Genomic DNA, 22,952 nt, shown 5'->3' with positions numbered 1-22,952 from the left:
AGATGATATCCACATCCGCACGCGGCGCAATGCGTGTCAGCCGGTCACTGCCGGCCGTGCTGCCAGTGCGCGGTCACATCCGCGCCCGATTTATTGAGATGCACGTGCTGATCGACGTGATCGACCCATGATACTGGAATGAAGTGGTGATGCTCACCATCAGGCGAGCTCTGCTTGGTCAGCTTGATCTTGTCGGGTCCTTCCAGATGATCGACTTTTCCGACCGTCTTCCTGTCCGACGAGATGACGTCCATGTGTTCCTTGATCTGAGCGGTAACAGCCATGTTCTACATCCCTTAGATAGTTGAGGACATAAAAACGCCCCGCACCCAAAATGGTTGCCTGCGGGGAATAGACCGGCGGGGCCGGGGTTATTTCTCTTTCGCCACCGTTGAGCTCGCCGGACCTTCGCCCATGATCAGCAGCACGGCGTCTTTATCCTTGGCGCGGCGACAACGGTCACGCCTGTCATTGCAACGAACGGCAGCAGTATCACTAGGCATCGCCAAGACCTGCTTGTCAGCCTCATGGATTCCTCGATCGGCTCGTGAGCCGAGGCTCATGTCTGTGGTCCATCCGCGCTAGCCACCCCCGTTCTCGTGGGACAAGGCGCGCACATGCATGCGTGACCGGCTGCGATACGCATGATGCGTATGACGCAACTGCAGCATGAAAAAGGGATTTCCGCCTGGCCTTGTGATGCTAGGTTGCCGCCCAACCAAGAGCAGCATGGGAGGGCTATGTTCATGACCCGTTTGTCGAGACTTGCCGCCGGCCTGTTGATGGGCGCGGCCGCCGTTCAATTTTCCAGCGTCGCGTCCGGCCAGAGCGATGGCTGGGTGACGCTTGTCGACGGCACCAAGATGGGCGACTGGACCGAGGTCGGCAAAGCCAATTGGGCGATGAAGGACGGCGCGCTGGTCGCAGACAAGATCACTGAGGGCAAGGATCCCTCGTATCTCGTCAGCAAGGCCTCCTACAAGGATTTCGAGATGAAGGTCGAGTTCTGGGCCGACGATGACACCAACAGCGGAATTTTCATTCGATGCGACGAGTCGACCAAAATCGATTCCAAGACTTGCTATGAGGTCAACATCTTCGACAAACGGCCCGATCCGACCTACGGCACCGGCGCGATTGTCGATGTGGCCAAGGTCGACCCGATGCCGAAAGCGGGCGGCAAGTGGAACACCTACGAAATCACGGCCAAGGGCTCGCAACTCGTCGTCGTGCTGAACGGCCAGAAGACCGTTGATGTTCAGGACTCAAAACACGCCAGCGGCCCGTTCGCGCTGCAATACGGCTCTGGCGTGATCAAGTTCCGCAAGGTGCAGATCAAACCGCTGTAAAGTCGTTGGGGGCTTGTGCCACTCTTGGGCTCCCTCTCCCGCGTGTGGGGAGGGCCGGGGTGGGGGTGTCGCCGCATCAGCATTGAAGCGGAAGTCGATCCGCCTCAATCGCGACCAGGCGCACCCGTCTTCAGCGGGTGAGCCTTCTTGTGCCACGCCCAGGCGGTACGGATGATCGTGGCCAGATCCGAATGGGCGGGACGGAAGTTCAATGTCGCGCGTGCGGCGGAGGGATCGGCGACCAGATAGGTCGGATCGCCTGGTCGGCGGGGCTTGACGACATGCGGACTTCGCGGCCAGTCTCGGCGGCAATCGCCGCGAGGATTTCGCGCACCGAAAAGCCGTTGCCGGTGCCGAGATTGAAGGCGCCGCCGGTGTGCCCCTGCAGCAGAAGCTCGAGCGCAAGCACGTGGGCAGCCGCCAGATCGGTCACGTGGATGTAGTCGCGGATCGCCGTCCCGTCGGGCGTGTCGTAATCGTCACCGAACACGGCGAAATCGGGCACGTGTCCCTGCAGTGCCATCATCGCGCGGGGGATGAGGTGGGTTTCCACCTCGCGCAATTCGCCGATGCCGCCGGCAGGGTCGGCGCCAGCGGCGTTGAAGTAGCGCAGTGCGAAGGAGCCGAAGCCGTAGGCTATGCGATAATCCGCCAGCACGCGCTCGATCATCCATTTCGAGGCACCGTAGGGGTCGATCGGCGCGCAGGGATAGTCCTCGCGCAGCGCCTTGCTGTCAGCGTTGCCATATACCGCACCGGTCGATGAAAACACCAGGCGGGTGCAGCCGGCCGCGCGCATGGTCTCGAGCAGCGACAGCGTGCCGGCGAGATTGTTTACGTAGTATTTCTGCGGATCGGCAACGGATTCGCCGACCAGGCTCGACGCGGCGAAGTGCATGACCGCCGCGATGTCATGCTCGGCAAAGGTCCGCGCCAGCGTCGTCTTGTCGGCGATGTCGCCGACCACCAGCGTGCCCGCGGCGAAGCTGCGATGGCCGGTCGAAAGATTGTCGTAGACGACGGGCTGGTAGCCCGCCTGATCCAACGCCCTGCAGCAATGCGAGCCGATGTAGCCCGCACCGCCGGTGACGAGAATGATTGGACGGCTGTTCATCGGCTTTGTGCCCCGCCGATCTCTCGATCGGCTCCTGTTCAGCAACAGATAAAGCGCTCGCGGATTGGTGGTCAATAGCGCCAGAACAGCGGGCGCGGCTCCAGCCAGATGCCCGCGGATTAACCCCATCCATTAACCGTCGCTGGAATTCGGTGCGTCACGTTTCGCTGCCGGATTGGTTTTTGCACCACCGTGCGCGTTACGTCCGCAAGGACGGGATAATCCCCCGAGCGAGCGGCTTTATCGAGACGGAAGTGTCCCGGAATTAATCCGGCAATCCCGTTTCGGGACGATGAGACATATTCGTGAACGACCAGACTTTCATGGCAGAGAGCTCAATCGGCGATATCAGGATGGGCCGGCCTGATCCGGCGGTCAGGGCTCTGCGTGCGCTGGTGGCGGCTTCACCGACACTCGATCCAGGAACCGAAACGGTGGTTTGTATCCCCTGTTTTCGCCGTCCCGAATACCTGCGCCGGACGCTGCAGTCGCTTGCCGTTCAGCGCACCAGCCGCCGCTTCGCCGTCGTGATGGTGGAGAACGATGCATCGAGGAGCGAGAGCGTGCCGGTTGCCGCCGAATACCTCGCGTCGGGGAAATTCGCAGGCCTGTGCGTGATCGAGCCGCGGCAGGGAAATTGCTATGCGATCAATGCCGCTTTCGAGACGGCGCTGCAGATGTTCCCGCTGGCCACCAGCTTTTTGATGATCGACGATGACGACATCGCTTCGCCGGACTGGCTGGAGCAGATGGTCGGGACTGCGGAGGCGACTGGCGCCGACATCGTCGGCGGGCCGGTCTTCCCTGAATTCGATGACGAACGGAAGCGTGGGCTGCGGCGCCATCCCGCTTTTGCACCGGCCTACGACGCCTCAGGTCCAGTGCCGGTGATCTATGGCTGCGGTAATTGCCTGATCCGGCGCGCGGTGTTTGATCGATTGGGCATGCCGGCATTCGACCTCCGCTTCAATTTTCTCGGCGGCGGAGACACCGATTTCTTCTATCGCTGTAAAAGGCTCGGCTTGCAGTTTCATTGGGTGGCCGAAGTCGCGATCAGCGAGACCGTGCCGCAAAGCCGGACCAGCCTGAAATGGCTGGCGATGCGGGGTCTGCGGATCGGGGCCATCAATTATCACGTCCAGCGCAAGGCGACGCCAACGTTCTGGTTGCGGGCGAAGCTGACGGCCAAACTGCTGGCTGCTCTGCCGCTTTCGCTCGGCTATGCCGTGCACGCGGTCTTCACCGAGCGTGAGTGGACCATTGCCATGCATCCCGTCATGGTGGCGATCGGCGGCGTGCTGGCTGCGTTCGGCCTCGAGCCGCAGCCCTACAAGGCATCGAAGATCGGCTCATGAGCCGGCTCATCGACGCCCGCTCGGCAAGCCACCGTCGCGCGATATGAGCTGACACATTGTTGCCGCACGGGAACTGCCGTGCAAATCTGCAACACGTGCCAGGATTATGCAGCCGTTCATCGTGTGTTCGCGAGAGTTGATGATCGGCTTAGCCGCACGCGCGTATGCTGCGCTTCGGGTGATGGGCTACTTCGTGAATTGCTGCCGTGGGGAGAGCCAACATGCCAGCCTATATTCATCATGATGGCATTGAGCCAGGTTTCGTCCTTTGTCCGAGCTGTGTCGGGCTTCCAATGTATGTGCGCGACGTCGAACCGCATTGGAACCAGGCAAAGATTGACTTCACCTATGAATGCGCCGATTGCGGCGCCGAAGTTCGCCAGACCATTATGAAGCCGCAACTGCGTCATTAGTGGCAGTTCGTAGGATAGGCAAAGCCGCAGGCGGGCCCACCATTTTCGACATTGCACGCGCGTGATGGTGGGCACGCGGAGCCTGTCATCACTCCGCGAGCGCCCTTGCGCTCGTCGCTGGGCTCGCCTTCGCGCGACCCGTTGGCCTTGCCACCCTGCACAGCAGCTTCAAACCTGCCTCACCACGCCGGGCTGCCCGGAATCGCATTCCAACGCGTCGCGATCCCAATTTGCCGCGATTGCCGCGGCCTCATAGGTGCTGTGCAGGAAATCGAGCAGCGCCTTGTCGGGATCGGCAGCCGTCTGGACAGCGTCGTATGGCAGGATGAATTCGCTGAGCGCTTCGCTGAAGAATGCCGCATCCGGTTGCACTTTCGCCGCGCGAAAACCCGGCGGCTCGGGATAGGAATAGGAATAGAAGGCAGGATAATCGATAGCGCCACCGCCCGGCCAAAACCCTGCGCTGCTGACTTCGTGTGAATAGGCTTCATGGGCAACAGCGTCGGGCAAATGTGGCACGCCGCCGGGATGGCGTGGCGCGCGGCGGCCTGAGAAGCGCGTCACCGCGAGATCGAAACTGCCCCAGAAGAAGTGCACCGGGCTGGCCTTGCCGAGGAAGCCGGTGCGGAATTGCTTGAAGATGCGGTCGCAGTTGACGAGAATTTGCAGGAAGCACCCGACAGCATCTGGATCGTAGGCGGCGTGCACGGTGTCCCCGGAGAATTTGATCGGATCGGGCAGTTCGTTCGGCATCTCGTCGATGGCAACGGCAATGCCGAGTTCGGCAAGCGCTGCCATCGTGGCGGCATAGAATCCGGCGACCGAATGTCCTGCTAGCGCAAATTGCTCTAGCGAGCCGTCGCTGGTCGAGATGCGCAGCGTGTGGTCAATGAAATCGAAGTCGATCTGGAACGTTCGTGCGCCGTCGGGCACTGGCGATGTCGTCAATCCTCGCGGCGTGACATAAAGCGCCACGTGCCAGGAATGATTGAGCCATGGCGATTTAGCGAGGCGGATCTTGCCGACGATCTGGGTCCAAAGATGGAGCGTCGCATAGGTGTCACGCCACGCCGCGGTCGGCAATTCCGGCCACCGGACTTGCGAATTGTTGCTCATGCTAGAACCTTTGCGCGCCGACCGGGAGGCCGAAGACCTATCACGAATTCATAAGGCGTTTAGAAACTATGCCTCACGATTTCGTGCATTCCGGGCAGCGCCGCGCTCCGCGCGAGGCGCGCTCTTGCACCACAATGCGTTGCGCCATGGCCGGCAGCGGCCGGCATGCCAGTTGCGATAGGGCGGCATTCGCAAGAGAGAACGCCGCCCATTTCGCTTTCAGCCATGCAGCTTGTTCGCGGTCTCCGCGATCACGCGCCCCTGATAGCGCGCGCCGGCGAGTTCGTTTTCGCTCGGCTGGCGGCTGCCGTCGCCGCCGGTGATCGTGGTGGCGCCATAGGGCGCGCCGCCGGTGACTTCGTCGAGCTTCATCTGGCCGGCAAAGCCGTAGTTCAGGCCGACGACCGTCATGCCGAAGTGCAAGAGATTGGTAATGATCGAGAACAGCGTGGTTTCCTGCCCGCCATGCTGGGTCGCCGTCGCGGTAAAGGCACCGCCGACCTTGCCGTGCAGCGCGCCCTTGGCCCAGAGGCCACCGGCCTGGTCGAGGAAGTTCGCCATCTGCGACGCCATCCGGCCGAAGCGGGTGCCGGTGCCGATGACGATCGCGTCGTAATTGGCGAGGTCCTCGATGTTTGCGATCGGCGCGGCCTGATCGAGCTTGTAATGCGAGGCCTTGGCGACCGCTTCAGGCACGAGTTCCGGCACGCGCTTGATGTCGACGGTGGCGCCGGCCTTGCGCGCGCCTTCGGCTACGGCATTCGCCATCGCCTCGATGTGACCGTAAGCGGAATAATATAGCACGAGTACTTTCGCCATAGTGATTGTCCTTTGCGTTTGATGTGAGTTGTCCTTGGGGCCGTCATTGCCGGGCTTGACCCGGCAATCCATCGCCTTCGCAAGGAGTCTCGCGAAGAAGGATGGATGCCCGGGTCATCTAGCGCGAAGACGCGCTTCGCGCTTTTGCCCCGGGCATGACGAGCGGTGAATGGCCCTACGCCGCGTCGACCAGCACCAGTTCGGAATCTTCCAGCGCGGTAATCGTCAGCTTCGCCTCGTCGCGGATCGCAGCGCCATCGCGGGCATTGACGCGCACGCCGTTGACTTCGACGCTGCCGGCCGCCGGCACGAGATAGAGGTGACGCGCCTTCGCCGACTCGTAAGCCGCGCTTTCGCCTGCCTTCAGCGTGGTGGCGAGCACCCGCGCATCGGCGCGGATCGGCAGCGCATCCTTGTCGCCGGCAATGCCGCTGGCGATGGTGACGAGCTTGCCGGAGCGATCCGACTTCGGAAACGGTTTGGCGCCCCAGGTCGGCTGGCCACCCCTCGTCGTCGGCTCGATCCAGATCTGGAAGATCTTGGTCTTGCTCGGCTCCAGATTGTACTCGGAGTGACGAATGCCGCTCCCGGCGCTCATCACCTGCACGTCGCCGGCTTCAGTCCGGCCCTTGTTGCCGAGCGAGTCCTGGTGCGTGATCGCGCCTTCGCGGACATAGGTGATGATTTCCATGTTGGCGTGGGGATGGGCGGGAAAGCCGGTGTTCGGCCCGATCTCGTCATCGTTCCACACTCGCAACGCGCCGTGGCCCATATTGTCGGGATCGTAGTGGCTGCCGAATGAGAAGTGATGTTTTGCCTTCAGCCAGCCGTGATCGGCGCTGGCGAGTTTTGCAAATGGTCTGAGTTCGATCATGGGATATTCCTTCGTTGAAAGTTCTTGAATTAAGTGGCCGGGCGGCATGCGCCCGGCCACGCTGGATTTGAGTTAAGCGCCGAAGCCGCCATCGACATTGAGCACTGTGCCGGTCACGAACGAGGCTTCAGGGCTCGCGAGGAACACCACGCCGGCTGCGATCTCTTCCGGCTTGCCGAAGCGCTGCAGCGCGTGCTGCTTGCGCTGGAGGTCGGCGAAGTCGCGGTCGTCGTCCGGATTCAAGTCGGTGTCGATCGATCCCGGCTGCAGCACATTCACGGTGATGCCGCGGGGACCGAGGTCACGCGCCGCGCCCTTGGTGTAGCCGACGACGGCAGCCTTGGTGGCGGCGTAATCGGCAAGCCCGGGGAACGAGGCGCGGGTCGCGATGCCGGAGCCGATCGTGACGATGCGGCCGCCTTCTCCCATCAGCTTCGCCGCCGCTCGGATCGCGGTGATGACCCCGTCGACGTTCAACGCGCGCTGCCGGGCCAATGCCGCAGTGTCGGCATTGGGATCATCGACCGCGCCGCCGACGGCGACGCCGGCGTTATTGACGAGGATGTCGAGCCGGCCGAAATCCTTCGCGACGTTCTTCACCAGTTGGTCGACGTCGGCGGAGGATGCCTGATCGGCCTTGTAAGCGCGGGCGTTGACGCCCTTGGCCTTCAGCTCGGCGACGACGGCCTCGGCCTTGTCGGGAGAAGCGACGTAGCTGATGGCGACATTGGCACCATCGGCGGCGAGGGCGCGCGCAGACGCCGCGCCGATGCCGCGCGAACCGCCGGTGACGAGGGCTACCTTGCCTGAGAGCTTCTTGGTCACTGGATTTCTCCGTTGCTCGAATTCCGATGGCCATTGGATATGCCTCCCGCCGTGGTATAGAAATAGAAACTGTTGAAACTCATTGTTTCTGAAAATGAGCCTTGGAGGCGATCCAAAATGTCCAAGCTCCCGGATTTCGAGGCGCTGGCGATTTTCGCAAAAGTCGTGGAATTACGGTCATTTGCGGCGGCCGCGACCGAACTGGCGCTGTCCAAGGCCACGGTGTCGAAGGCCGTCAGTCGGCTGGAGCAGCGGCTCGGTGCGCGGCTGTTCAACCGCACCTCGCGGCGGCTGGCGCTGACCGATGCCGGGCAAAGGCTCGCCGAGCGCGCCACGCGCCTGCTCGCCGACGGCGAGGATGCGGAGAACGAGGCCCTGTCGCAAGCGATGGCGCCGCGCGGACTGGTGCGGCTCGCGGTGCCGATGACGTTCGGCGTGAAAGCCGTTGCGCCGATCTTGCCGGCATTTCTCACAGCCTTCCCGGAAGTCTCGATTGATCTTCATCTGAGCGACGCGACGGTGGATCTGATCGGCGAAGGTTTCGATGCCGGCCTGCGCATCGCGCGCCTGCCGGACTCGTCGCTGATCGCGCGGCGGCTGTGCGCGATGCCACGCTACACGGTCGCGGCGCCGTCCTATCTCAAGCGCCACGGCAGGCCGACGCATCCCATGCATCTCGCCCAGCACAGGTGTTTTGGTTACGCTTATCTCTCGACAGCCGGCGTCTGGCACTACACCAATGCGTCAGGCGAACAGGCCAGCGTGCGGCCCGCAGGCCAGCTCCGCGTCAACAATGGCGAGGCGCTGTTGCCGTCCGTCATCGCCGGCCTCGGCATCGCCGATTTGCCGGACTTCATCGTCGGCGACGCCATTGCGTCCGGCGAGGTGGAGGTGATCCTGAAAGGCTGGCACCAGCCCGAAGGCGCGGTGCACCTGGTGACGCCGCCCGGCGGCCCAAGGCCTGCGCGCGTCGAAGTGCTGGCGGAGTTTCTGGCCAAGCAGTTTTCGAAAGCGAAGAAGCGGAAGTGAATTTCGTAGGGTGGGCAAAGCGAAGCGTGCCCACCACGATCAGGCAAAAGGAGCTTGTATCGAGCAACTTCAGGCGTTGTGCATGAATGGTGGGCACGCTTCGCTTTGCCCACCCTACGATTTGAGGCTAGGCTGTCTCCAACAACGAAAACAAACGCTGGGGAGAAACCACCATGAACCGCCGCGAACTTCTGAAAGCTGCCGCCGCATTGCCGCTCGCGCCAGCCGTGCTCTCCAACGCCGCCTTGGCGCAAGCGCCATACCCCTCGCGCAACATCACCATGATCGTCCCATTCCCGCCCGGCGGGCAGGCCGATCTCGCGGCGCGGCCGATCGCGCAGGCGCTGGAGCGGATCCTCGGCAAGCCTGTGATCGTCGACAACCGCGCCGGCGGCGGTGGTGGATCGGTCGGCAACGCAGCGGCGGCGCGAGCCGAGCCCGACGGGCACACACTATTGATGACGCTGTCTTCGCTTGCGGTGCTGCCGGAAGCCGACCGTCTGTTCGATCGTCCGGTGGCGTATGAAGTCTCGCAATTCGCACCGATCGCGCGCGTGCTCGCCGATCCGACGCTGCTGGCGGTGCCGGCATCCGCGCCGTGGAAGACGCTGCAGGAGTTCGTCGACGATGCCAAGAAACGTCCCGGGCAAATTCCCTACGGCTCGTCCGGTCCCTACGGCACGCTGCATGTGGCGATGGAGATGTTTGCCGCGAGCGCCGGCATCAAATTGCTGCACGTGCCGTTCCGCGGCGCAGGGCCGGCGCTCACCGCACTCTTGAGCGGCACCGTGCAGGCGGTGGCGTCGGCGCCAGGCACGCTGAAGCAGCAGGTTGATGACGGCAAAATGCGCGTGCTCGCCAATTGGGGCGCCGAGCGCATCAAGAGTTTTCCCGATCTGCCTACCTTCAAGGAGCTCGGTTACAAGGATGTCGAGTTCTACATCTGGGCGGGACTGTTTGCGCAACGCGCATTGCCGGCCCCGATCATGACGCGGCTGCGCGAAGCGATGGCGGAAGCCGTGAAGGCGCCCGAGGTGGTCAAGACCTATGAGACCGCCGGCAGCCCGGTCGCCTATCTGGACGCGCCGGAATTTGCAAAATTCGTTGCGGAAGACAGCGCGCGGCTGGTCGCGGCGGTGAAGAAGATCGGCAAAGTGGAGTAGGGAACCCGCTTCACATTTTTTTGTTCGCACTAACGTCGCGTGGCCGCATTCATTCGACAGGCTTAGTGCCGTCGCCGCGCGGAGCTTCCGCGCCTGTGAAAATTGAAAGGAAGGGGACCTGTCCATGCAAACGCAGCGGATCGTCCTTGCACTCGCCCTCGCGATCGGCGGCGGAACTGGTACTGCCGTTCCCGCTTTCTCGCAGGAATATCGCGGAACCTGGGAACAGCAGATGGCCTGCACGCCCGACGTCTGGCGGCTCTGCGGCGACCAGATTCCGGACGTCAACCGGATCGTGGCATGTTTGCGGTACAACACGCCGCAGCTCTCCACCGGTTGCCGCGCCGTATTCGAATCGCAGGCCAACGCGCAGCCGACGCCGCCTCCGCGCGGAGTGCCGCAACAGACGGTGCCGCGTTCACGTGCGCCGCAACCGGTACAGCCGCAGGCGGTGCAGCCGAGGCCGTTCTTTGAATACGATTAGGCAGCCGCTTCCGACGCAGGCCTGAGTTCGCAGACGTCGACCCATTCGGCCGACGTCAGTTCGGCCATGCGCGCAGGCGTAATCTTCACCGCGCTGTGGGTTGAGCCCGCGGCGGGCACCACGATGTCGAACGCCTTCAGCGACACGTCGCAATAGACCGGCAGCGGCGTCTTCAGTCCGAACGGACAGACGCCGCCGACCTCGTGCCCGGTGATCTCGGCGACCTCCTCGAGGCCGAGCATTTTCGGTTTTCCCCCGAACAGCGCCTTCACCTTCTTGTTGTCCATTCGCGACGTGCCGGCCGCGACGATCAGGATGACGCGGTCGCCGATCCGCAGGCTCAGCGTCTTCGCAATCCGCGCCGGCTCGACGCCGTAAGCCTCCGCCGCCAGCGCGACGGTCGCAGAACTCATCTCGGATTCGATCACGGGGATTTCGGGCGCCCTTTCTGCAAAGAAGGCGCGCACGGATTGTAGACTCATCTTGTTCAGGACCTTTGGGCAGACACCAGTGCGGGCAGTTCGGAGAGGCTGTGGATGCGATGATCGGGCTCAAATCCCAGCTCATCCATCTGGGTGCGCAATATCTTGAACATCGTCAAGGGCGGCAGCGTCTCGCTTTCGAGGCAGGCCAGCGCCATCGCTTCCGGCGTCACCCGCTCGATCCAGGCGACGTGGAGCCCGAACGCCTTGGCGCCGCAGGCGTCCCACGGGTTGGAGGAGATGAACAGCACCTCGGCGGGCGGCACGTGCAGCACCTCCTCGATCAGCGCATAGACTTCGGGGCTGGGCTTGAAGATCTTCTTCGCGTCGACGCTGATGGTGGCATCGAGCACCTGCTCGAGCCCGCTGTTCTTCACCAGCGCGCCCAGCATGCCGGGGCTGCCGTTGGACAGGATCGCGAGCTTGCGATCCTTCATCGCCGATAGCGCCGCAAGCGCATCCGGATAGAGATCGAGATGCAGATACTTCTCGATGATGCGCGCGAAAGCATCGTCGTCATATTGCAGCCCGAGGCTGCGCAGTGTGTAGGCCAGCGAGTCGCGCGTGGCGACCGAGAAATCCTGATAGCGTCCCATCAGCGAACGCAGCCAGGTGTATTCGAGTTGCTTGATGCGCCAGACCTGCGTGATGATCCCGCCATAGCCCGGAAACGCGTCCTCGGTGACGTCAGCCACCGACTGGACATCGTAAAGCGTGCCATAGGCGTCGAAGACAACGGCTTTGATGGTCATGGTAACTGCTCTTTCGCGCCGATGGTCGCGCCGAGAAACTCGCGAAGCGCCTCGGACGATTGATCCGTCGCCGACTGGTTGAATTCGAGGTGGTGACCCTCGATCGGATTCTTTGGACCAGGCGCATCGAAAGCGTGATAGGCGCCGGGATAGACGATCAGTTTGACCGGGGCGCCGCGCTCCTGCCGTGAAATCCCCCAAGCGTCCTGGCCGTCCACCATATTGCGGCACTCCTCGGCGGGCGTCCAGTCGTCGAGTTCGCCGATCAGGATAAGCGTCGGCGCTGTCATATAGCCTTTGAAGCTGCTGCAAGGTGGATAGAACGCGATAGCGGCCCCGAATTTGTTCGGCGATGTCTTTTCGAAGGGGCCATGTTCGACCGCCCTGAGTGCCGTCGCGCCACCGCGCGCGAAACCCAGCACCGCGACGCGGGCGGGATCAACCGATGGAAGCCGTACCAGAAACTTCAGGGCCCGGTGGCAGCTATCGATGCCGCGCGGACCCAAGCTATCTACCGTGAGAGTCACGTAGCCCCACTCCGTGATCCGCTTTCCCCAGCGCTCGTCGGTCCGCTGCCAGTTACCGTTGCAACTGTGCAGCAGGATGACGGCCGGGGAAGGGCCAGCGTCAGTGGTTTGCCTTAGATAACCCTGAAGCGGGTGTGGGCTGGCAAGCGGGCTTTCGATTTCAACGACGATCGGGGACTTGTCAGCCGCAAAGCAATTGGCCGCGCTTCCAATCAGGAGCGCGGCGGCGAAGGCGATTTTGGCGAGCTTCACCACGGACCATCCTCGTGCTCAATAGTCCGCTTGCATGGGACATCGTACTATATACCCAAAATCTTCCTTGCGTTGGCTTTCATCACCTTGGGCCTGATCTCCTCGCGGATCTCGAGCTTGGCGAAATCCGCCAGCCAGCGGTCTGGCGTGATCACTGGCCAGTCCGAGCCGAACAGCATCTTGTCCTGCAAAATCGAGTTGATGTAGCGCACCAGAATCGGCGGAAAATATTTCGGCGACCAGCCGGAGAGGTCGATATAGACGTTCGGCTTGTGGGTCGCGACCGACAGCGCCTCTTCCTGCCACGGGAAGGAGGGGTGCGCGAGAATGATCTTGAGGTCGGGGAAGTCAGCCGCGACATCGTCCATGTACATCGGGTTGGAATATTTTAAGCGCATCCCCATGCCGCCGGGCATGCCGGAACCTACCCCGGTCTGCCCGGTGTGAAACAATGCGATCGCGCCGCCGTCGTTGATCGCTTCGTAAAGTGGATAAGCCATGCGGTCGTTGGCGTAAAAGCCCTGCATGGTCGGATGGAATTTGAAGCCGCGGACGCCGTATTCCTCGATCAGCTTGCGCGCCTCGCGCACCCCTAACTTGCCCTTGTGCGGATCGATCGAGACGAACGGGATCAAAACGTCGAGATGGTCGGAGGCGACTTCCAGCATCTCGTAATTGTTGTAGCGGCGAAAGCCGGTCTCGCGCTCGGCATCGACCGGGAAGATCACGGCCGCGATGTTCTTCGAGCGGTAATAGGCCGCGGTCTCCGGCACGGTTGGCGGATGCTTGTGCGGCGATTTGAAGTATTCGGCCATGCGCTCCTGAAAATCGTCATAGCCGTCGTCGCCATGCAACCCGCAGGGCTCTTCCGCATGGGTGTGGATGTCGATCGCGACGACTTTCTCGATATCGGGCAGCTTGAGCTTGGTCATCCTGAGTTTCCCGCCGGCTTGATTTTTGGGTCTGGAAAATTGATTATACTATATAACGAATTCCGCAAGGCGGCAGAAACAAAAGACGGAAAATAAGGGAGCGCGGCATGGCCCAAACGCAGGCCTTCGAGACCGATTTCTGGAAAGACGCCAATTTACGAAAGGTCTGGGACGACATCGTTCCCGGCGAGCCGCGCAAGACCATCCCCTACACGCTGACCAAAGAGGCGATCGAGCTGTACTGCAAATCGGTCGGCGAAACTCATCCGATCTATTTCGACGAGGCCTATGCGAAGACCACGCGCTATGGCGGGCTGATCGCGCCGCCCTCGATCCACATCCTCCTGATGTTCTCCTGCACTCCGGCGGATGACTGGATGCGCTCGCCGGGCACCGTCAATGCCGGGCAGTCCTGGAGCTATAACATTCCGGCCAGGCCCAACGACGTCATCACCTTGCAGGCCCGCGCGCTCGACAAGTTCATCAAGCGTGAGCGGCTGTTCGTGGTGCACGACAACGTCTTCTTTAATCAGAAGGGCGACGTAATCTGTTCCGGCCGTGGCTGGACGATTCGGCCGATGTGAGCGGGGAGGTTGCGATGACCACGACGTTCGAAAAGCTCAGAGCCGGCGATGCCATCGACGGTCCCGCCTTCGCGGTGAGCCGTGACTCCATCCGACTGTTTTGCGACGCCTCGCTGGACTACAACCCGCTGCATCTCGACGACGAGTACATGAAGGGCAGTTTCGGCAAGACCAATTTCGGCGGCATCATCATGCACGGCATGAACAATTTTGGTCTGATCTCGCGGATGATCACCGACTGGGCCTATCCTGCAGGCGCGATCCACCGCCGGCTTGAGACGCGATGGGTCAAGCCGGTCCGGCCGGGCGACACCATCCAGCCCAGCGGAATCATCAAGGCCAAGCAGGTCACTGAAAAATCCCGCTGGGTGTTGATCGACGTCGTGGTGAAGAACCAGACGGGCGAAAAGGTCGCGACCGGCGAGGCCCTGGTCGAGTTCCCGCGCGACCTGTTCTGCCACTGATTCAGATTGGGCCGCCCCTACACCGTCATTCCGGGATGGTCCGAAGGACCAGACCCGGAAATCTCGAGATTCCGGGTTCGATGCTGCGCATCGCCCCGGAATGACGGCTATTTTCCGAGGGCCTGCCTTGAGACGGCGCATCTGGATTGACATCCGAGCTCGCGCTGCTTAGAAACCGCCCCGTCCCGGGCGGTTGGCCGCTTTTCGGGATTAATCCCATTTTGCCACTTTCGGGTAGCTCAGGTTCGGGCCTCCAACACGGCCTTTCAAAGCATCAGGATTGTCCCATGAAGGTCCGTAACTCCTTGAAATCGCTGCGCGGTCGCCACCGCAACAACCGTCTGGTCCGCCGCAAGGGCCGGGTCTACGTGATCAACAAGGTGCAGCGCCGCTTCAAGGCCCGCCAGGGTTAATCCTGGCGGCTCAGCCGGCTTTTTCCTTCGCTTCACGGGTCTTTGACGATCTGCTGCTTTGCGGCGCGATTTTGCGCGTCTAGACTTGCTCCATGGTTTTGAGATTCCCAGGCGCGCGTAATTACCGGATCGTAGTCCTTGCCGCTGCCTTGACGGCCGTGCCGGCCGCTACGTTTGCCCAGAACGACCCCAGGGTCATTCCTCCACCGAAATCCGAGAAGAAGTTGCCGGAAGCGCCGAGCAAGCTTCCGAAGGTTGATGCGGATCGCACCCGCGGGCTGGATTTCCTGTTCGGCGCCCTGAAAGCTGCCCCCGATGAAGCCAGCGCCAAACACGTCGAGGCGCGGATCTGGGCGCAGTGGATGCAGACGCCGAGCGACACGGCTGCGCTGTTGATGCTGCGCGCCAAGGCCGCGATGGATGCACAGAAGGTCGACGTCGCGCTAAAACTGCTGGATTCTCTCGTCAAGCTGCGTCCCGACTACGTCGAGGCATGGAATCGTCGCGCCACGCTGTATTACCTGAAGAACGACTACACCCGTTCGCTTGAGGACATTCGGCAGGTGCTGATCCGCGAGCCTCGGCATTTCGGCGCGCTGGCCGGGCTCGGCATGATCATGCAGGAGATCGGCGACGAAAAGCGTGCGCTGGAAGCCTTCCGCAAGGCGCTGGCCGTCAACCCGCATCTCGAGAAGGTGCCGGAACTGGTCAAGACGCTGACCGAAAAGGTCGAAGGCCGCGATATCTGAACTTTCGCGGCGATTGCACCAAGCATGACACGTCGCGCCGCGTGCGCCAACTGCTGCTAGCTGGCGGTCGACGAGCCGCCCGCAGAGACGCCGGAAAACGAGCACCAACCAGAGTGCTATTGAGCCCTTTTGCGTCTTGGAAAACGCGTCGGCTCACAGGACCTCTCACGAGACTTAGTGTACGGCGTTGCTGCCGCGGGCCAGACCGTCGAGGCCTACCGCCGCGTAGATTTGCGCCAACTCAGTCTCAAGCTGCTCGTTGACCCGCAGCAGCGCCTTGAGTGCGCCGCGGATGTCGCCATTGCAACTCGCTACGATCTGGTCGATGGCGGCTTCGCTTGCGTCGGAAATCATGGGTAGTCCTCCGATGATACGCTGGAACAATTTGTAGTGAGCGGCCCTGTTCCTGTGGATGTTGGGTACAGTGCAAGCGCCTGGCTACCCCCCAATCAGGCACGCGCACACATGGCAAAAGTGGCAACGTCACTGTACAAATTTGCTGATGACGTCAGTATGACCCCGCTATCCACAGGTTCTGCCCTCTGTGGACAGCTTCCGAAACCCGCGCCGATCCGGGCCGTAGCTCGCTGGTGCAGAAAATCAGCCGGAAACTCTTGATGGTGGTGGTGATTTTAGTGGCGGCGCTGGCGGTGCTGGCGCTGGCCACGCAAGCCGGCGTTTTTCTCAGCGAACGGGCCCATCCGGCCCAGGGCCGGATGGTCGAGGTGGCGGGCGGAGCCCTGCATATCCTCGATATCGGCCCGCGCGATGCGGCTGGTCCGCCGATCGTAATGCTGCACGGCGCCAGTTCCAATCTGGAAGTGATGCGGCAGCCGGTCGGGGAGCGGCTTGCCGGAAACCACCGCGTGATCCTGATCGACCGTCCCGGGCATGGCTGGAGCACCCGCGCCCGCCTTCAGGACTCCACGCCCGAAATTCAGGCCCGCATGATCGAGGAGGCGCTGACCAAGCTCGGCGTCGGCCAGGCGATCTTCGTGGTTCATTCCTGGGCCGGCGCTTTGGGGGCGCGTATCGCGCTGGACTACCCGCATTCTGTCGCCGGTTTGGTGATGCTCGCGCCGGTGGCCTATCCCTGGCCCGGTGGCGTCGGGCGCTACAACAGGCTGATCGCCACGCCGGTAGTCGGCCCGCTGTTCGCCTACACCATCACGCTGCCGCTCGGAATGCTGCTGGCGGATTCGGGCGCGCGGGGCGTGTTCCTGCCGCAGACCATGCCGGACGGCTTTGTCAGAAACACCGCCACGCCGCTGTTGCTGCGGCCGCGCGAATTCATTGCCAATGCGCGCGATCTGGTAACGCTGAAAGCGGCGGTCGCTGAGCAGGCGCCGCGCTACGGCGAGATCAAGGCGCCCGTCACCATCATCACCGGCGACGCCGACAAGACGGTGTCGACCAACATCCACTCACGGCCGTTCGCGGCGGCAGCCCAGAACGCGAAACTGATCGTGCTGCCGGGCGTCGGTCACATGATTCAGAATGCGGTTCCCGATCTCGTCGTCGCCGAAATCGAGGCGATGATCGGCGCATTGCCGCCGAGTGTGGCGACCGTAGCGGCGCGTTGAGCGTGCGCGTGGCCTGACGGCATTGGATGAGATACGATCAACGCGCGCGGGATTCCGCTGCTCGTCCCGCGAGGGATGAGGCTTAAGAGTTGCGATATCGGGCAGCTTACGTTCGAGGGAGAGCCCCATGTACGCCGCCATTCGTCAGGGCAAGGCCAAGCCCGGCAAGGCCGAAGAGCTGACACGCAGAATCAAGGAGGGCGCGATTCCCGTCATCAGCGGCGTCGAGGGCTTCATGGGCTACTATGTGGTCTACGCACCCGACGATACGGTGATCGCGATCAGCCTGTTCAACAACTATGCGGCCGCCGAGGAATCCAACAAGCGCGCGCTGGCGTGGATCGAACACGACCTGGCGCCGCTGCTGACCGGGCCGGCCACCGCGACGGCCGGACCGGTGATCGTGCACACGCTGGCTTGACGCGGCGAGTGCTGGAGCTCTCTCGAGCAGGGCAGCATCTTTCACCCTCCCCTGGAGGGGGAGGGTCGGCTCACATGGAGCGCAGCGAAATCTGAGACGGGGTGGGGTGATCTCTCCACTCGGGTACTGTGGGGTGGGGAGAGACCTTCACCCCACCCCGCCGCTACGCGGCGACCCACGAGCGAGCTTCGCTCGTCTCGGACCCCTCCAGGGGACGGTGGAGAAAAGCAGCTCTCACTTCTGCTTCCCGTCCTTGTCGAACGAGGAGATATAGGCCCAGAGGTCGTTCGCCTCTTTCTCGTTCTTGATGCCGGCGAAGATCATCTTGGTGCCGGGAATCTTCGCCCTGGGGTCCTTGATGTATTCGAGGAACACATCCTTGCCCCAGGTGATGCCGGAATTCTTGTTGGCTTCCGAATAGGAATAGCCCTCGATGGTGCCGGACTTGCGGCCGTCGAGCCCGTTCAGCACCGGACCGACCTTGTTCTTGGCACCCTCGCCGATCGCGTGGCAGGCCAGGCATTTGTTGAACGAGGTTTTGCCGGCGGCGACGTCCTGCGCCAGCGCGCCCGATGACGCGGCCAATGAGGTAACGACGACCAGCGCGCTCAAAGTCGATATTTTCATGTGGTGCTCTTTGTTTCTTCCCAGAGAGGCAGATTTCTTGTGGCAGGCCCGCTTGGATTGGACAAGCCACGAAACTTTGACAGGTTTCACCATTGCCGACTTGTCCCAGAGAGAACTGATCGTCTGAAGCATGGCAATCCGACCTTCGGATAGCCTACCCAAACCTTGGCAGACGTGCTTGATTTACCACCACAAATCGTTATTCGCCGGGCCTGGAGGATTCGCATGGCCATCATGATGCCGGCTTCCGATCAGGCGGTTCTGGAACGCCGGGAGGCCATCGTTACCGCTCTTCGCACGATCGTGCCGGGCGAGGGCGTGATCGACAGTGCGGCCGAGATGCTGGCCTATGAGTCCGATGGTCTCACCGCCTACCGGCAGCCGCCGATGGTCGTGGTGCTGCCCGATACCACGGAGCAGGTATCCAGAGTTCTCAAATACTGCTTCGAACACGGCATCAAGGTGGTACCGCGCGGCTCCGGCACGTCACTGTCAGGCGGCGCGCTGCCGCTCGTGGACGGCGTGCTGCTGGGCTTGGGCAAGTTCAAGCGCATCCGCGAGATCGATTTCGACAACCGCGTGGTGGTCACCGAACCCGGCGTCACCAATCTCGCCATCAGCCAGGCGGTGGCGCATGCCGGTTTCTATTACGCGCCCGATCCCTCCTCGCAGATCGCCTGCTCGATCGGCGGCAATGTCGCGGAGAATTCCGGCGGCGTGCATTGCCTGAAATACGGCATGACCACCAACAACGTGCTGGGCTGCGAGATCGTGCTGATGTCCGGCGAGATCCTGCGCATCGGCGGCAAGGCCGCCGAAAATTCCGGCTACGATTTGATGGGCATCATCACCGGCTCGGAGGGCCTGCTCGGCGTCATCACCGAGATCACGGTGCGAATCCTGCAGAAGCCGGAGACGGCCCGCGCCCTGATGGTCGGCTTCGCCGAGGTCGAGGCGGCCGGCGAATGCGTGGCACGGATCATCGGCGCCGGCATCATTCCCGGCGGCATGGAGATGATGGACAAGCCGGCGATCCACGCCGCCGAGGCTTTTGTTCACGCCGGCTATCCGCTCGATGTCGATGCGCTTCTGATCATCGAGCTCGACGGTCCGAGCGTCGAGGTCGACGAATTGATCAAGCGGGTCGAGGCGATCGCGCAAGGCTGCGGCTCGACGAGTTGCCAGATTTCGACGTCGGAGGCCGAGCGCAACCTGTTCTGGGCTGGCCGCAAGGCGGCGTTTCCGGCGGTGGGGCGGATATCGCCTGACTATCTCTGCATGGACGGTACGATTCCGCGCGGCGCGCTGCCGAAGGCACTCGCGTGCATCCGCGACCTCTCGGCGAAATACGATCTGCGCGTCGCCAATGTGTTTCACGCCGGCGACGGCAATCTGCACCCCTTGATCCTCTACGACGCCAACAAGCCCGGCGAGATCGAGCGGGCGGAAGCCTTCGGCGCCGACATCCTGCGGGCCTGCGTCGAATTCGGCGGCGTGCTGACCGGCGAGCATGGCGTCGGCATCGAGAAGCGCGATTTGATGGGCGAGATGTTTTCGGAAGTGGACCTCAACCAGCAGCAGCGCCTGAAATGCGCTTTCGACGCGCAGGGCCTGCTCAACCCCGGAAAAGTGTTTCCGACGCTGCATCGCTGCGCCGAACTCGGCCGCATGCACGTGCACGCCGGCAAATTGGCGTTTCCGGACATTCCGAGATTTTAAAAGCATGATGAAATTGGAGTTGATTGCGACCACGGATAGGGTGCGCTCCCTCTCCCGCTTGCGGGGGAGGGTCGGGGTGGGGGTGTCTCCGCGGGCGACACTGCCGGAGTGGAGAGAACCCCCACCCGGCGCTTCGCGCCGACCTCCCCCGCAAGCGGGAGAGGTAAAGCGCGGCCAGACCGATCTAACCAAAATTCATCATGCTCTAGCGACGGACTCCGAAGTCGGTCTCAGACGTGAAGGGGACTCTCACGCCCTCCGGGCGCTGACGAGCGAGATACGAAGACCGCGTTTCAGCGCGTGCAAATCAGGTGCGCCGTGGACACGCTAAAAGTACGTGACGCCAAGGACGTCGAGGAGGTCGTGCGGGCGGCGATCGCCGGCGAGCAGCCGCTTGAGATCGTCGGCCATGGCACCAAGCGTGGCATCGGCCAGCCGATGGCGACCAATGCCGTGCTCGATGTGTCGGCGCTGAACGCCGTCAGCGCCTATGAGCCGAACGAGCTGATCATCACGGTGCAGGCCGGTGCCCCGCTCGCCGACGTGCAGTCGCTGATCGATTCCAAGAACCAGCAATTCGCCTTCGAGCCGATCGATACGTCGGCACTGACAGGCATATCCGGCAACGGCACGGTCGGCGGCATGATCGGCTCAGGTCTCGCCGGTCCGCGCCGCATCAAGGCCGGCGGCGCCCGCGATCACCTGCTGGGCGCGCATGCGGTGTCCGGCTTCGGCGACAGCTTCAAGACCGGCGGACGGGTGGTGAAGAACGTCACCGGCTACGATCTCTGCAAGCTCCTGGCGGGCTCGTGGGGCACGCTGGCTGTCATGACCGAAGTCACGCTGAAGGTGATGCCGAAGCCTGAGAGCGAGCGCACGCTGGTGCTCGCAGGCCTCGACGATGTGGTCGCGAACCGGGCGATGACCACAGCACTCGGCTCGCCGTTTGACGTCTCGGGCGCAGCGCACCTGCCGAATTCGGCGTTCCGCCCTGCGACCGGCGCGCTTGCGGATTTTGCCTCTCAGGGGCGGGCGGTCACGCTGTTGCGGCTTGAGGGCATCGCAGCTTCGGTCGCGGATCGCGCCACTTCGCTGGGCAAAACGCTTGCGCCGTTCGGGTCGGTGGAAATGCTTGAGGACGCCGCCTCGGCAACGCTCTGGAGCGCGATCCGCGACGTCGAACCGTTCGCCGCAAGCGGCGCGCTCGGCGCCTGGCCGGTGTGGCGGATCGTCTGTCCGCCGGCATCCGGCGGCGCGCTCGGGCAGGCGGTGGCGCGCGAGACCGGCGGCGACGTGATCTATGATTGGGGCGGCGGCCTGATCTGGGCGGCGTTGCCGCCCAAGCCGGACGCGCTAACCGCGATGGTGCGTCAGCGCGTCGAGGCAGCCAGCGGCCACGCGTCGCTGATCCGCGCGTCCGAAGAGATCAGGCAAAATGTCGACGTCTTCCATCCGCAATCCGGCGGCATCGCCGCGCTGAGCGAGCGCGTGCGCCACAGCTTCGATCCGAAGATCATCCTCAACCGCGGCCGGATGGTGAGGGTATCAGCGTCATGAAAACCGAATTCTCACTGGCCCAGCTCGCCGATCCCGATATCTCCGAAGCCGACAAGATCCTGCGCGCCTGCGTGCATTGCGGCTTCTGCACCGCGACCTGTCCGACTTACGTCCTGCTCGGCGACGAGCTCGATAGCCCGCGCGGGCGCATCTACCTGATCAAGGAGATGCTGGAAAAGGACCGCCCGCCGACGGCGGAGGTGGTCAAGCACATCGACCGCTGCCTTTCCTGCCTCGCCTGCATGACGACCTGTCCGTCCGGCGTGCATTACATGCACCTGGTCGATCAGGCGCGGGTCCGGATCGAGCGCGACTATTCGCGGCCGCTCGCCGAGCGGGCCTTGCGCGCGGTGCTGGCGCTCGTGCTGCCTCGGCCAGAGCTGTTTCGCGCCAGCATGATCATGGCGCGGCTCGCCCGCCCGTTCGCGGCCCTGCTGCCGGCGAAGGCGGCCGCGACCCCCGGCCTGATGCGGCGAATCAAGGCGATGCTGGCGCTCGCGCCGAAACGCCTTCCGCCGCCGGGCCCCTCGGGCGGCAGCGTGTTTCCGGCCCAGGGCGAGAAGCGCGGGCGGGTCGCCCTATTGCAGGGCTGTGCCCAGCAGGTGCTGGCGCCGCGCATCAACCAGGCCGCCATCAATCTCCTGACGCGCCACGGCATCGAGGTGGTCCTGGTCAGGGACGAGCAATGCTGCGGCGCGCTCACCCATCACCTCGGGCAGGACGGCGACGCGCTGGCGCGGGCTCGCGCCAACATCAAGGTGTGGAAAACGGAAGCGGAACAAGGCGGCCTCGACGCCATCCTGATCACGGCGTCGGGCTGCGGCACGGTCATCAAGGACTATGGTTTCATGCTGCGCGAGGATCGCGATTTCGCTAGCCCTGCAGCGCAAATCTCTGCGCTGGCAAAGGATATCACCGAGTATCTCGCCGGCATCGCGCTCACGCCATCGAGCCAGAAAGGCGACGTAACGGTGGCCTATCACTCGGCCTGTTCGCTGCAGCATGGACAGAAAATCACAGCCCTTCCGAAAGAATTGCTTTCCAAGAATGGATTCGTGGTGAAAGATGTACCTGAGAGCCATTTGTGTTGCGGTTCGGCGGGGACCTACAACATTCTCCAGCCCGACATTGCGAGCAGGTTGCGCGATCGAAAGGTCGCCAACATTGCGACAGTCAAACCGGACATGATCGCTGCGGGCAATATTGGATGCATGGTGCAAATTGCCGGCGGTACGTCAGTTCCTGTGGTGCACACGATTGAGCTTCTCGATTGGGCGACGGGAGGTCCCAGGCCAGGATTGAATTGATCGATCGGCCCTTGGGCATGATCCGGAAGGCCTGCTCCGCGC

Annotated in this window: 26 protein-coding genes and 1 pseudogene; 15 read left to right on the top strand and 12 right to left on the bottom strand. The window is 62.8% G+C overall.

What is annotated here, in order from left to right; genetic code table 11:
- Window positions 1–44: 44 nt before the first annotated feature.
- The gene (locus KJQ96_RS19325) at window positions 45–284 is read right to left on the bottom strand and encodes a DUF2171 domain-containing protein (RefSeq protein WP_057841461.1); all 240 of its coding nucleotides are present in this window, start codon (window positions 282–284) and stop codon (window positions 45–47) included.
- Window positions 285–746: 462 nt separating this feature from the next.
- On the opposite strand from KJQ96_RS19325, the gene KJQ96_RS19320 reads away from it, so the two are divergent.
- Window positions 747–1,349: a DUF1080 domain-containing protein gene (locus tag KJQ96_RS19320; RefSeq protein WP_213288131.1), complete on the top strand. Its 603-nt coding sequence runs from the start codon at window positions 747–749 to the stop codon at window positions 1,347–1,349.
- Between the two features lie 104 nt (window positions 1,350–1,453).
- Here the strand turns inward: KJQ96_RS19320 and galE are convergent.
- Window positions 1,454–2,463: pseudogene (gene galE / locus KJQ96_RS19315) on the bottom strand (UDP-glucose 4-epimerase GalE).
- 323 nt (window positions 2,464–2,786) lie between these two features.
- Here galE and KJQ96_RS19310 point away from each other — a divergent pair.
- Entirely contained in the window at window positions 2,787–3,818 is a 1,032-nt protein-coding gene (locus KJQ96_RS19310) for a glycosyltransferase family 2 protein (RefSeq protein WP_375293184.1), read from the top strand.
- 221 nt (window positions 3,819–4,039) lie between these two features.
- On the top strand, window positions 4,040–4,231 hold the full coding sequence (locus tag KJQ96_RS19305; protein ID WP_213288130.1) for a hypothetical protein: 192 nt from the start codon (window positions 4,040–4,042) through the stop codon (window positions 4,229–4,231).
- A 168-nt stretch (window positions 4,232–4,399) separates the two neighbouring features.
- On the opposite strand, the gene KJQ96_RS19300 is transcribed toward KJQ96_RS19305, so the two are convergent.
- The 4 genes from KJQ96_RS19300 to KJQ96_RS19285 all read right to left on the bottom strand — a co-directional run bounded on the left by KJQ96_RS19300 (window position 4,400) and on the right by KJQ96_RS19285 (window position 7,865).
- Window positions 4,400–5,347, bottom strand: a complete 948-nt coding sequence (locus KJQ96_RS19300) for a DUF5996 family protein (protein ID WP_213288129.1) — start codon at window positions 5,345–5,347, stop codon at window positions 4,400–4,402.
- 219 nt (window positions 5,348–5,566) lie between these two features.
- The gene (gene wrbA, locus KJQ96_RS19295) at window positions 5,567–6,166 is read right to left on the bottom strand and encodes an NAD(P)H:quinone oxidoreductase (protein ID WP_213288128.1); all 600 of its coding nucleotides are present in this window, start codon (window positions 6,164–6,166) and stop codon (window positions 5,567–5,569) included.
- A 175-nt stretch (window positions 6,167–6,341) separates the two neighbouring features.
- Entirely contained in the window at window positions 6,342–7,040 is a 699-nt protein-coding gene (locus tag KJQ96_RS19290) for a pirin family protein (protein ID WP_213288127.1), read from the bottom strand.
- Window positions 7,041–7,112: 72 nt separating this feature from the next.
- Window positions 7,113–7,865 (bottom strand): SDR family oxidoreductase, encoded by a 753-nt coding sequence (locus KJQ96_RS19285; protein ID WP_213288126.1) that lies wholly within the window; start codon window positions 7,863–7,865, stop codon window positions 7,113–7,115.
- A gap of 117 nt (window positions 7,866–7,982) precedes the next feature.
- On the opposite strand from KJQ96_RS19285, the gene KJQ96_RS19280 reads away from it, so the two are divergent.
- From KJQ96_RS19280 to KJQ96_RS19270, 3 genes are all read left to right on the top strand, one after another.
- Complete coding sequence (locus tag KJQ96_RS19280) at window positions 7,983–8,894, top strand: LysR family transcriptional regulator (RefSeq protein ID WP_213288125.1); 912 nt, start codon at window positions 7,983–7,985, stop codon at window positions 8,892–8,894.
- 173 nt (window positions 8,895–9,067) lie between these two features.
- Window positions 9,068–10,057 (top strand): tripartite tricarboxylate transporter substrate binding protein, encoded by a 990-nt coding sequence (locus tag KJQ96_RS19275; RefSeq protein ID WP_213288124.1) that lies wholly within the window; start codon window positions 9,068–9,070, stop codon window positions 10,055–10,057.
- A 124-nt stretch (window positions 10,058–10,181) separates the two neighbouring features.
- On the top strand, window positions 10,182–10,541 hold the full coding sequence (locus tag KJQ96_RS19270) for a hypothetical protein (protein ID WP_213288123.1): 360 nt from the start codon (window positions 10,182–10,184) through the stop codon (window positions 10,539–10,541).
- Here KJQ96_RS19270 and KJQ96_RS19265 read toward each other — a convergent pair.
- The 4 genes from KJQ96_RS19265 to KJQ96_RS19250 are packed head-to-tail and all read right to left on the bottom strand — an operon-like array spanning window position 10,538 to window position 13,486.
- Window positions 10,538–11,023, bottom strand: a complete 486-nt coding sequence (locus KJQ96_RS19265) for a YbaK/EbsC family protein (protein ID WP_213288122.1) — start codon at window positions 11,021–11,023, stop codon at window positions 10,538–10,540. The two genes, KJQ96_RS19270 and KJQ96_RS19265, sit on opposite strands and share 4 nt — an antisense overlap.
- A 5-nt stretch (window positions 11,024–11,028) precedes the next feature.
- Entirely contained in the window at window positions 11,029–11,775 is a 747-nt protein-coding gene (locus tag KJQ96_RS19260) for a haloacid dehalogenase type II (RefSeq protein WP_213288121.1), read from the bottom strand.
- Window positions 11,772–12,554: a dienelactone hydrolase family protein gene (locus KJQ96_RS19255; RefSeq protein ID WP_309142439.1), complete on the bottom strand. Its 783-nt coding sequence runs from the start codon at window positions 12,552–12,554 to the stop codon at window positions 11,772–11,774. The genes KJQ96_RS19260 and KJQ96_RS19255 overlap by 4 nt, the downstream gene beginning before the upstream one ends.
- Before the next feature lie 47 nt (window positions 12,555–12,601).
- Complete coding sequence (locus KJQ96_RS19250; RefSeq protein ID WP_057841450.1) at window positions 12,602–13,486, bottom strand: amidohydrolase family protein; 885 nt, start codon at window positions 13,484–13,486, stop codon at window positions 12,602–12,604.
- A gap of 107 nt (window positions 13,487–13,593) precedes the next feature.
- Between KJQ96_RS19250 and KJQ96_RS19245 the strand changes: the two genes are divergently transcribed.
- From KJQ96_RS19245 to KJQ96_RS19230, 4 genes are all read left to right on the top strand, one after another.
- Window positions 13,594–14,070 carry a MaoC family dehydratase N-terminal domain-containing protein gene (locus KJQ96_RS19245; protein ID WP_213288119.1) on the top strand — a complete coding sequence of 159 codons (477 nt, stop codon included), beginning with the start codon at window positions 13,594–13,596 and terminating at the stop codon, window positions 14,068–14,070.
- 14 nt (window positions 14,071–14,084) lie between these two features.
- Window positions 14,085–14,534, top strand: coding sequence for a MaoC family dehydratase (locus tag KJQ96_RS19240; protein ID WP_213288118.1), 450 nt, complete (start codon window positions 14,085–14,087; stop codon window positions 14,532–14,534).
- A 287-nt stretch (window positions 14,535–14,821) separates the two neighbouring features.
- A complete protein-coding gene (gene ykgO, locus KJQ96_RS19235; protein ID WP_002718645.1) occupies window positions 14,822–14,947 on the top strand; it encodes a type B 50S ribosomal protein L36 in 126 nt (41 codons plus the stop codon).
- 92 nt (window positions 14,948–15,039) lie between these two features.
- On the top strand, window positions 15,040–15,696 hold the full coding sequence (locus KJQ96_RS19230) for a tetratricopeptide repeat protein (protein ID WP_213288117.1): 657 nt from the start codon (window positions 15,040–15,042) through the stop codon (window positions 15,694–15,696).
- 174 nt (window positions 15,697–15,870) lie between these two features.
- On the opposite strand, the gene KJQ96_RS19225 is transcribed toward KJQ96_RS19230, so the two are convergent.
- Window positions 15,871–16,050: a hypothetical protein gene (locus tag KJQ96_RS19225; RefSeq protein ID WP_028351545.1), complete on the bottom strand. Its 180-nt coding sequence runs from the start codon at window positions 16,048–16,050 to the stop codon at window positions 15,871–15,873.
- Between the two features lie 263 nt (window positions 16,051–16,313).
- Here KJQ96_RS19225 and KJQ96_RS19220 point away from each other — a divergent pair, with 263 nt between their 5' ends.
- Window positions 16,314–17,279 carry an alpha/beta fold hydrolase gene (locus tag KJQ96_RS19220; RefSeq protein ID WP_213288170.1) on the top strand — a complete coding sequence of 322 codons (966 nt, stop codon included), beginning with the start codon at window positions 16,314–16,316 and terminating at the stop codon, window positions 17,277–17,279.
- A 127-nt stretch (window positions 17,280–17,406) separates the two neighbouring features.
- Window positions 17,407–17,700 (top strand): antibiotic biosynthesis monooxygenase, encoded by a 294-nt coding sequence (locus KJQ96_RS19215; RefSeq protein ID WP_213288116.1) that lies wholly within the window; start codon window positions 17,407–17,409, stop codon window positions 17,698–17,700.
- A 234-nt stretch (window positions 17,701–17,934) separates the two neighbouring features.
- On the opposite strand, the gene cycA is transcribed toward KJQ96_RS19215, so the two are convergent.
- Window positions 17,935–18,327 carry a cytochrome c-550 CycA gene (cycA, locus tag KJQ96_RS19210; RefSeq protein WP_057841445.1) on the bottom strand — a complete coding sequence of 131 codons (393 nt, stop codon included), beginning with the start codon at window positions 18,325–18,327 and terminating at the stop codon, window positions 17,935–17,937.
- Window positions 18,328–18,552: 225 nt separating this feature from the next.
- Here cycA and KJQ96_RS19205 point away from each other — a divergent pair, with 225 nt between their 5' ends.
- From KJQ96_RS19205 to glcF, 3 genes are all read left to right on the top strand, one after another.
- Entirely contained in the window at window positions 18,553–20,046 is a 1,494-nt protein-coding gene (locus tag KJQ96_RS19205) for an FAD-linked oxidase C-terminal domain-containing protein (protein ID WP_213288115.1), read from the top strand.
- Between the two features lie 318 nt (window positions 20,047–20,364).
- Window positions 20,365–21,603 (top strand): FAD-binding protein, encoded by a 1,239-nt coding sequence (locus KJQ96_RS19200; RefSeq protein ID WP_213288114.1) that lies wholly within the window; start codon window positions 20,365–20,367, stop codon window positions 21,601–21,603.
- Entirely contained in the window at window positions 21,600–22,910 is a 1,311-nt protein-coding gene (glcF, locus tag KJQ96_RS19195; protein ID WP_213288113.1) for a glycolate oxidase subunit GlcF, read from the top strand. Before KJQ96_RS19200 ends, glcF begins: the two co-directional genes overlap by 4 nt.
- Window positions 22,911–22,952: the final 42 nt, after the last annotated feature.

The sequence above is a fragment of the Bradyrhizobium sp. sGM-13 genome (assembly GCF_018398875.1).
Classification (GTDB): domain Bacteria; phylum Pseudomonadota; class Alphaproteobacteria; order Rhizobiales; family Xanthobacteraceae; genus Bradyrhizobium.
This window is presented reverse-complemented; position numbering and strand designations above follow the sequence as displayed.

Bases quoted from the DNA above. Each gene is read 5' to 3' on its own strand.
- KJQ96_RS19290 (WP_213288127.1), bottom strand. From the start codon at position 7,040: ATGATCGAACTCAGACCATTTGCAAAACTCGCCAGCGCCGATCACGGC.
- KJQ96_RS19205 (WP_213288115.1), top strand. From the start codon at position 18,553: ATGGCCATCATGATGCCGGCTTCCGATCAGGCGGTTCTGGAACGCCGG.
- KJQ96_RS19215 (WP_213288116.1), top strand. From the start codon at position 17,407: ATGTACGCCGCCATTCGTCAGGGCAAGGCCAAGCCCGGCAAGGCCGAA.
- wrbA (WP_213288128.1), bottom strand. From the start codon at position 6,166: ATGGCGAAAGTACTCGTGCTATATTATTCCGCTTACGGTCACATCGAG.
- ykgO (WP_002718645.1), top strand. From the start codon at position 14,822: ATGAAGGTCCGTAACTCCTTGAAATCGCTGCGCGGTCGCCACCGCAAC.
- KJQ96_RS19310 (WP_375293184.1), top strand. From the start codon at position 2,787: ATGGCAGAGAGCTCAATCGGCGATATCAGGATGGGCCGGCCTGATCCG.
- KJQ96_RS19265 (WP_213288122.1), bottom strand. From the start codon at position 11,023: ATGAGTCTACAATCCGTGCGCGCCTTCTTTGCAGAAAGGGCGCCCGAA.
- KJQ96_RS19305 (WP_213288130.1), top strand. From the start codon at position 4,040: ATGCCAGCCTATATTCATCATGATGGCATTGAGCCAGGTTTCGTCCTT.
- KJQ96_RS19245 (WP_213288119.1), top strand. From the start codon at position 13,594: ATGGCCCAAACGCAGGCCTTCGAGACCGATTTCTGGAAAGACGCCAAT.
- KJQ96_RS19280 (WP_213288125.1), top strand. From the start codon at position 7,983: ATGTCCAAGCTCCCGGATTTCGAGGCGCTGGCGATTTTCGCAAAAGTC.
- KJQ96_RS19300 (WP_213288129.1), bottom strand. From the start codon at position 5,347: ATGAGCAACAATTCGCAAGTCCGGTGGCCGGAATTGCCGACCGCGGCG.
- glcF (WP_213288113.1), top strand. From the start codon at position 21,600: ATGAAAACCGAATTCTCACTGGCCCAGCTCGCCGATCCCGATATCTCC.
- KJQ96_RS19250 (WP_057841450.1), bottom strand. From the start codon at position 13,486: ATGACCAAGCTCAAGCTGCCCGATATCGAGAAAGTCGTCGCGATCGAC.
- KJQ96_RS19275 (WP_213288124.1), top strand. From the start codon at position 9,068: ATGAACCGCCGCGAACTTCTGAAAGCTGCCGCCGCATTGCCGCTCGCG.
- KJQ96_RS19320 (WP_213288131.1), top strand. From the start codon at position 747: ATGACCCGTTTGTCGAGACTTGCCGCCGGCCTGTTGATGGGCGCGGCC.
- KJQ96_RS19270 (WP_213288123.1), top strand. From the start codon at position 10,182: ATGCAAACGCAGCGGATCGTCCTTGCACTCGCCCTCGCGATCGGCGGC.
- KJQ96_RS19230 (WP_213288117.1), top strand. From the start codon at position 15,040: ATGGTTTTGAGATTCCCAGGCGCGCGTAATTACCGGATCGTAGTCCTT.
- KJQ96_RS19225 (WP_028351545.1), bottom strand. From the start codon at position 16,050: ATGATTTCCGACGCAAGCGAAGCCGCCATCGACCAGATCGTAGCGAGT.
- KJQ96_RS19240 (WP_213288118.1), top strand. From the start codon at position 14,085: ATGACCACGACGTTCGAAAAGCTCAGAGCCGGCGATGCCATCGACGGT.
- cycA (WP_057841445.1), bottom strand. From the start codon at position 18,327: ATGAAAATATCGACTTTGAGCGCGCTGGTCGTCGTTACCTCATTGGCC.
- KJQ96_RS19325 (WP_057841461.1), bottom strand. From the start codon at position 284: ATGGCTGTTACCGCTCAGATCAAGGAACACATGGACGTCATCTCGTCG.
- KJQ96_RS19220 (WP_213288170.1), top strand. From the start codon at position 16,314: ATGGTGGTGGTGATTTTAGTGGCGGCGCTGGCGGTGCTGGCGCTGGCC.
- KJQ96_RS19260 (WP_213288121.1), bottom strand. From the start codon at position 11,775: ATGACCATCAAAGCCGTTGTCTTCGACGCCTATGGCACGCTTTACGAT.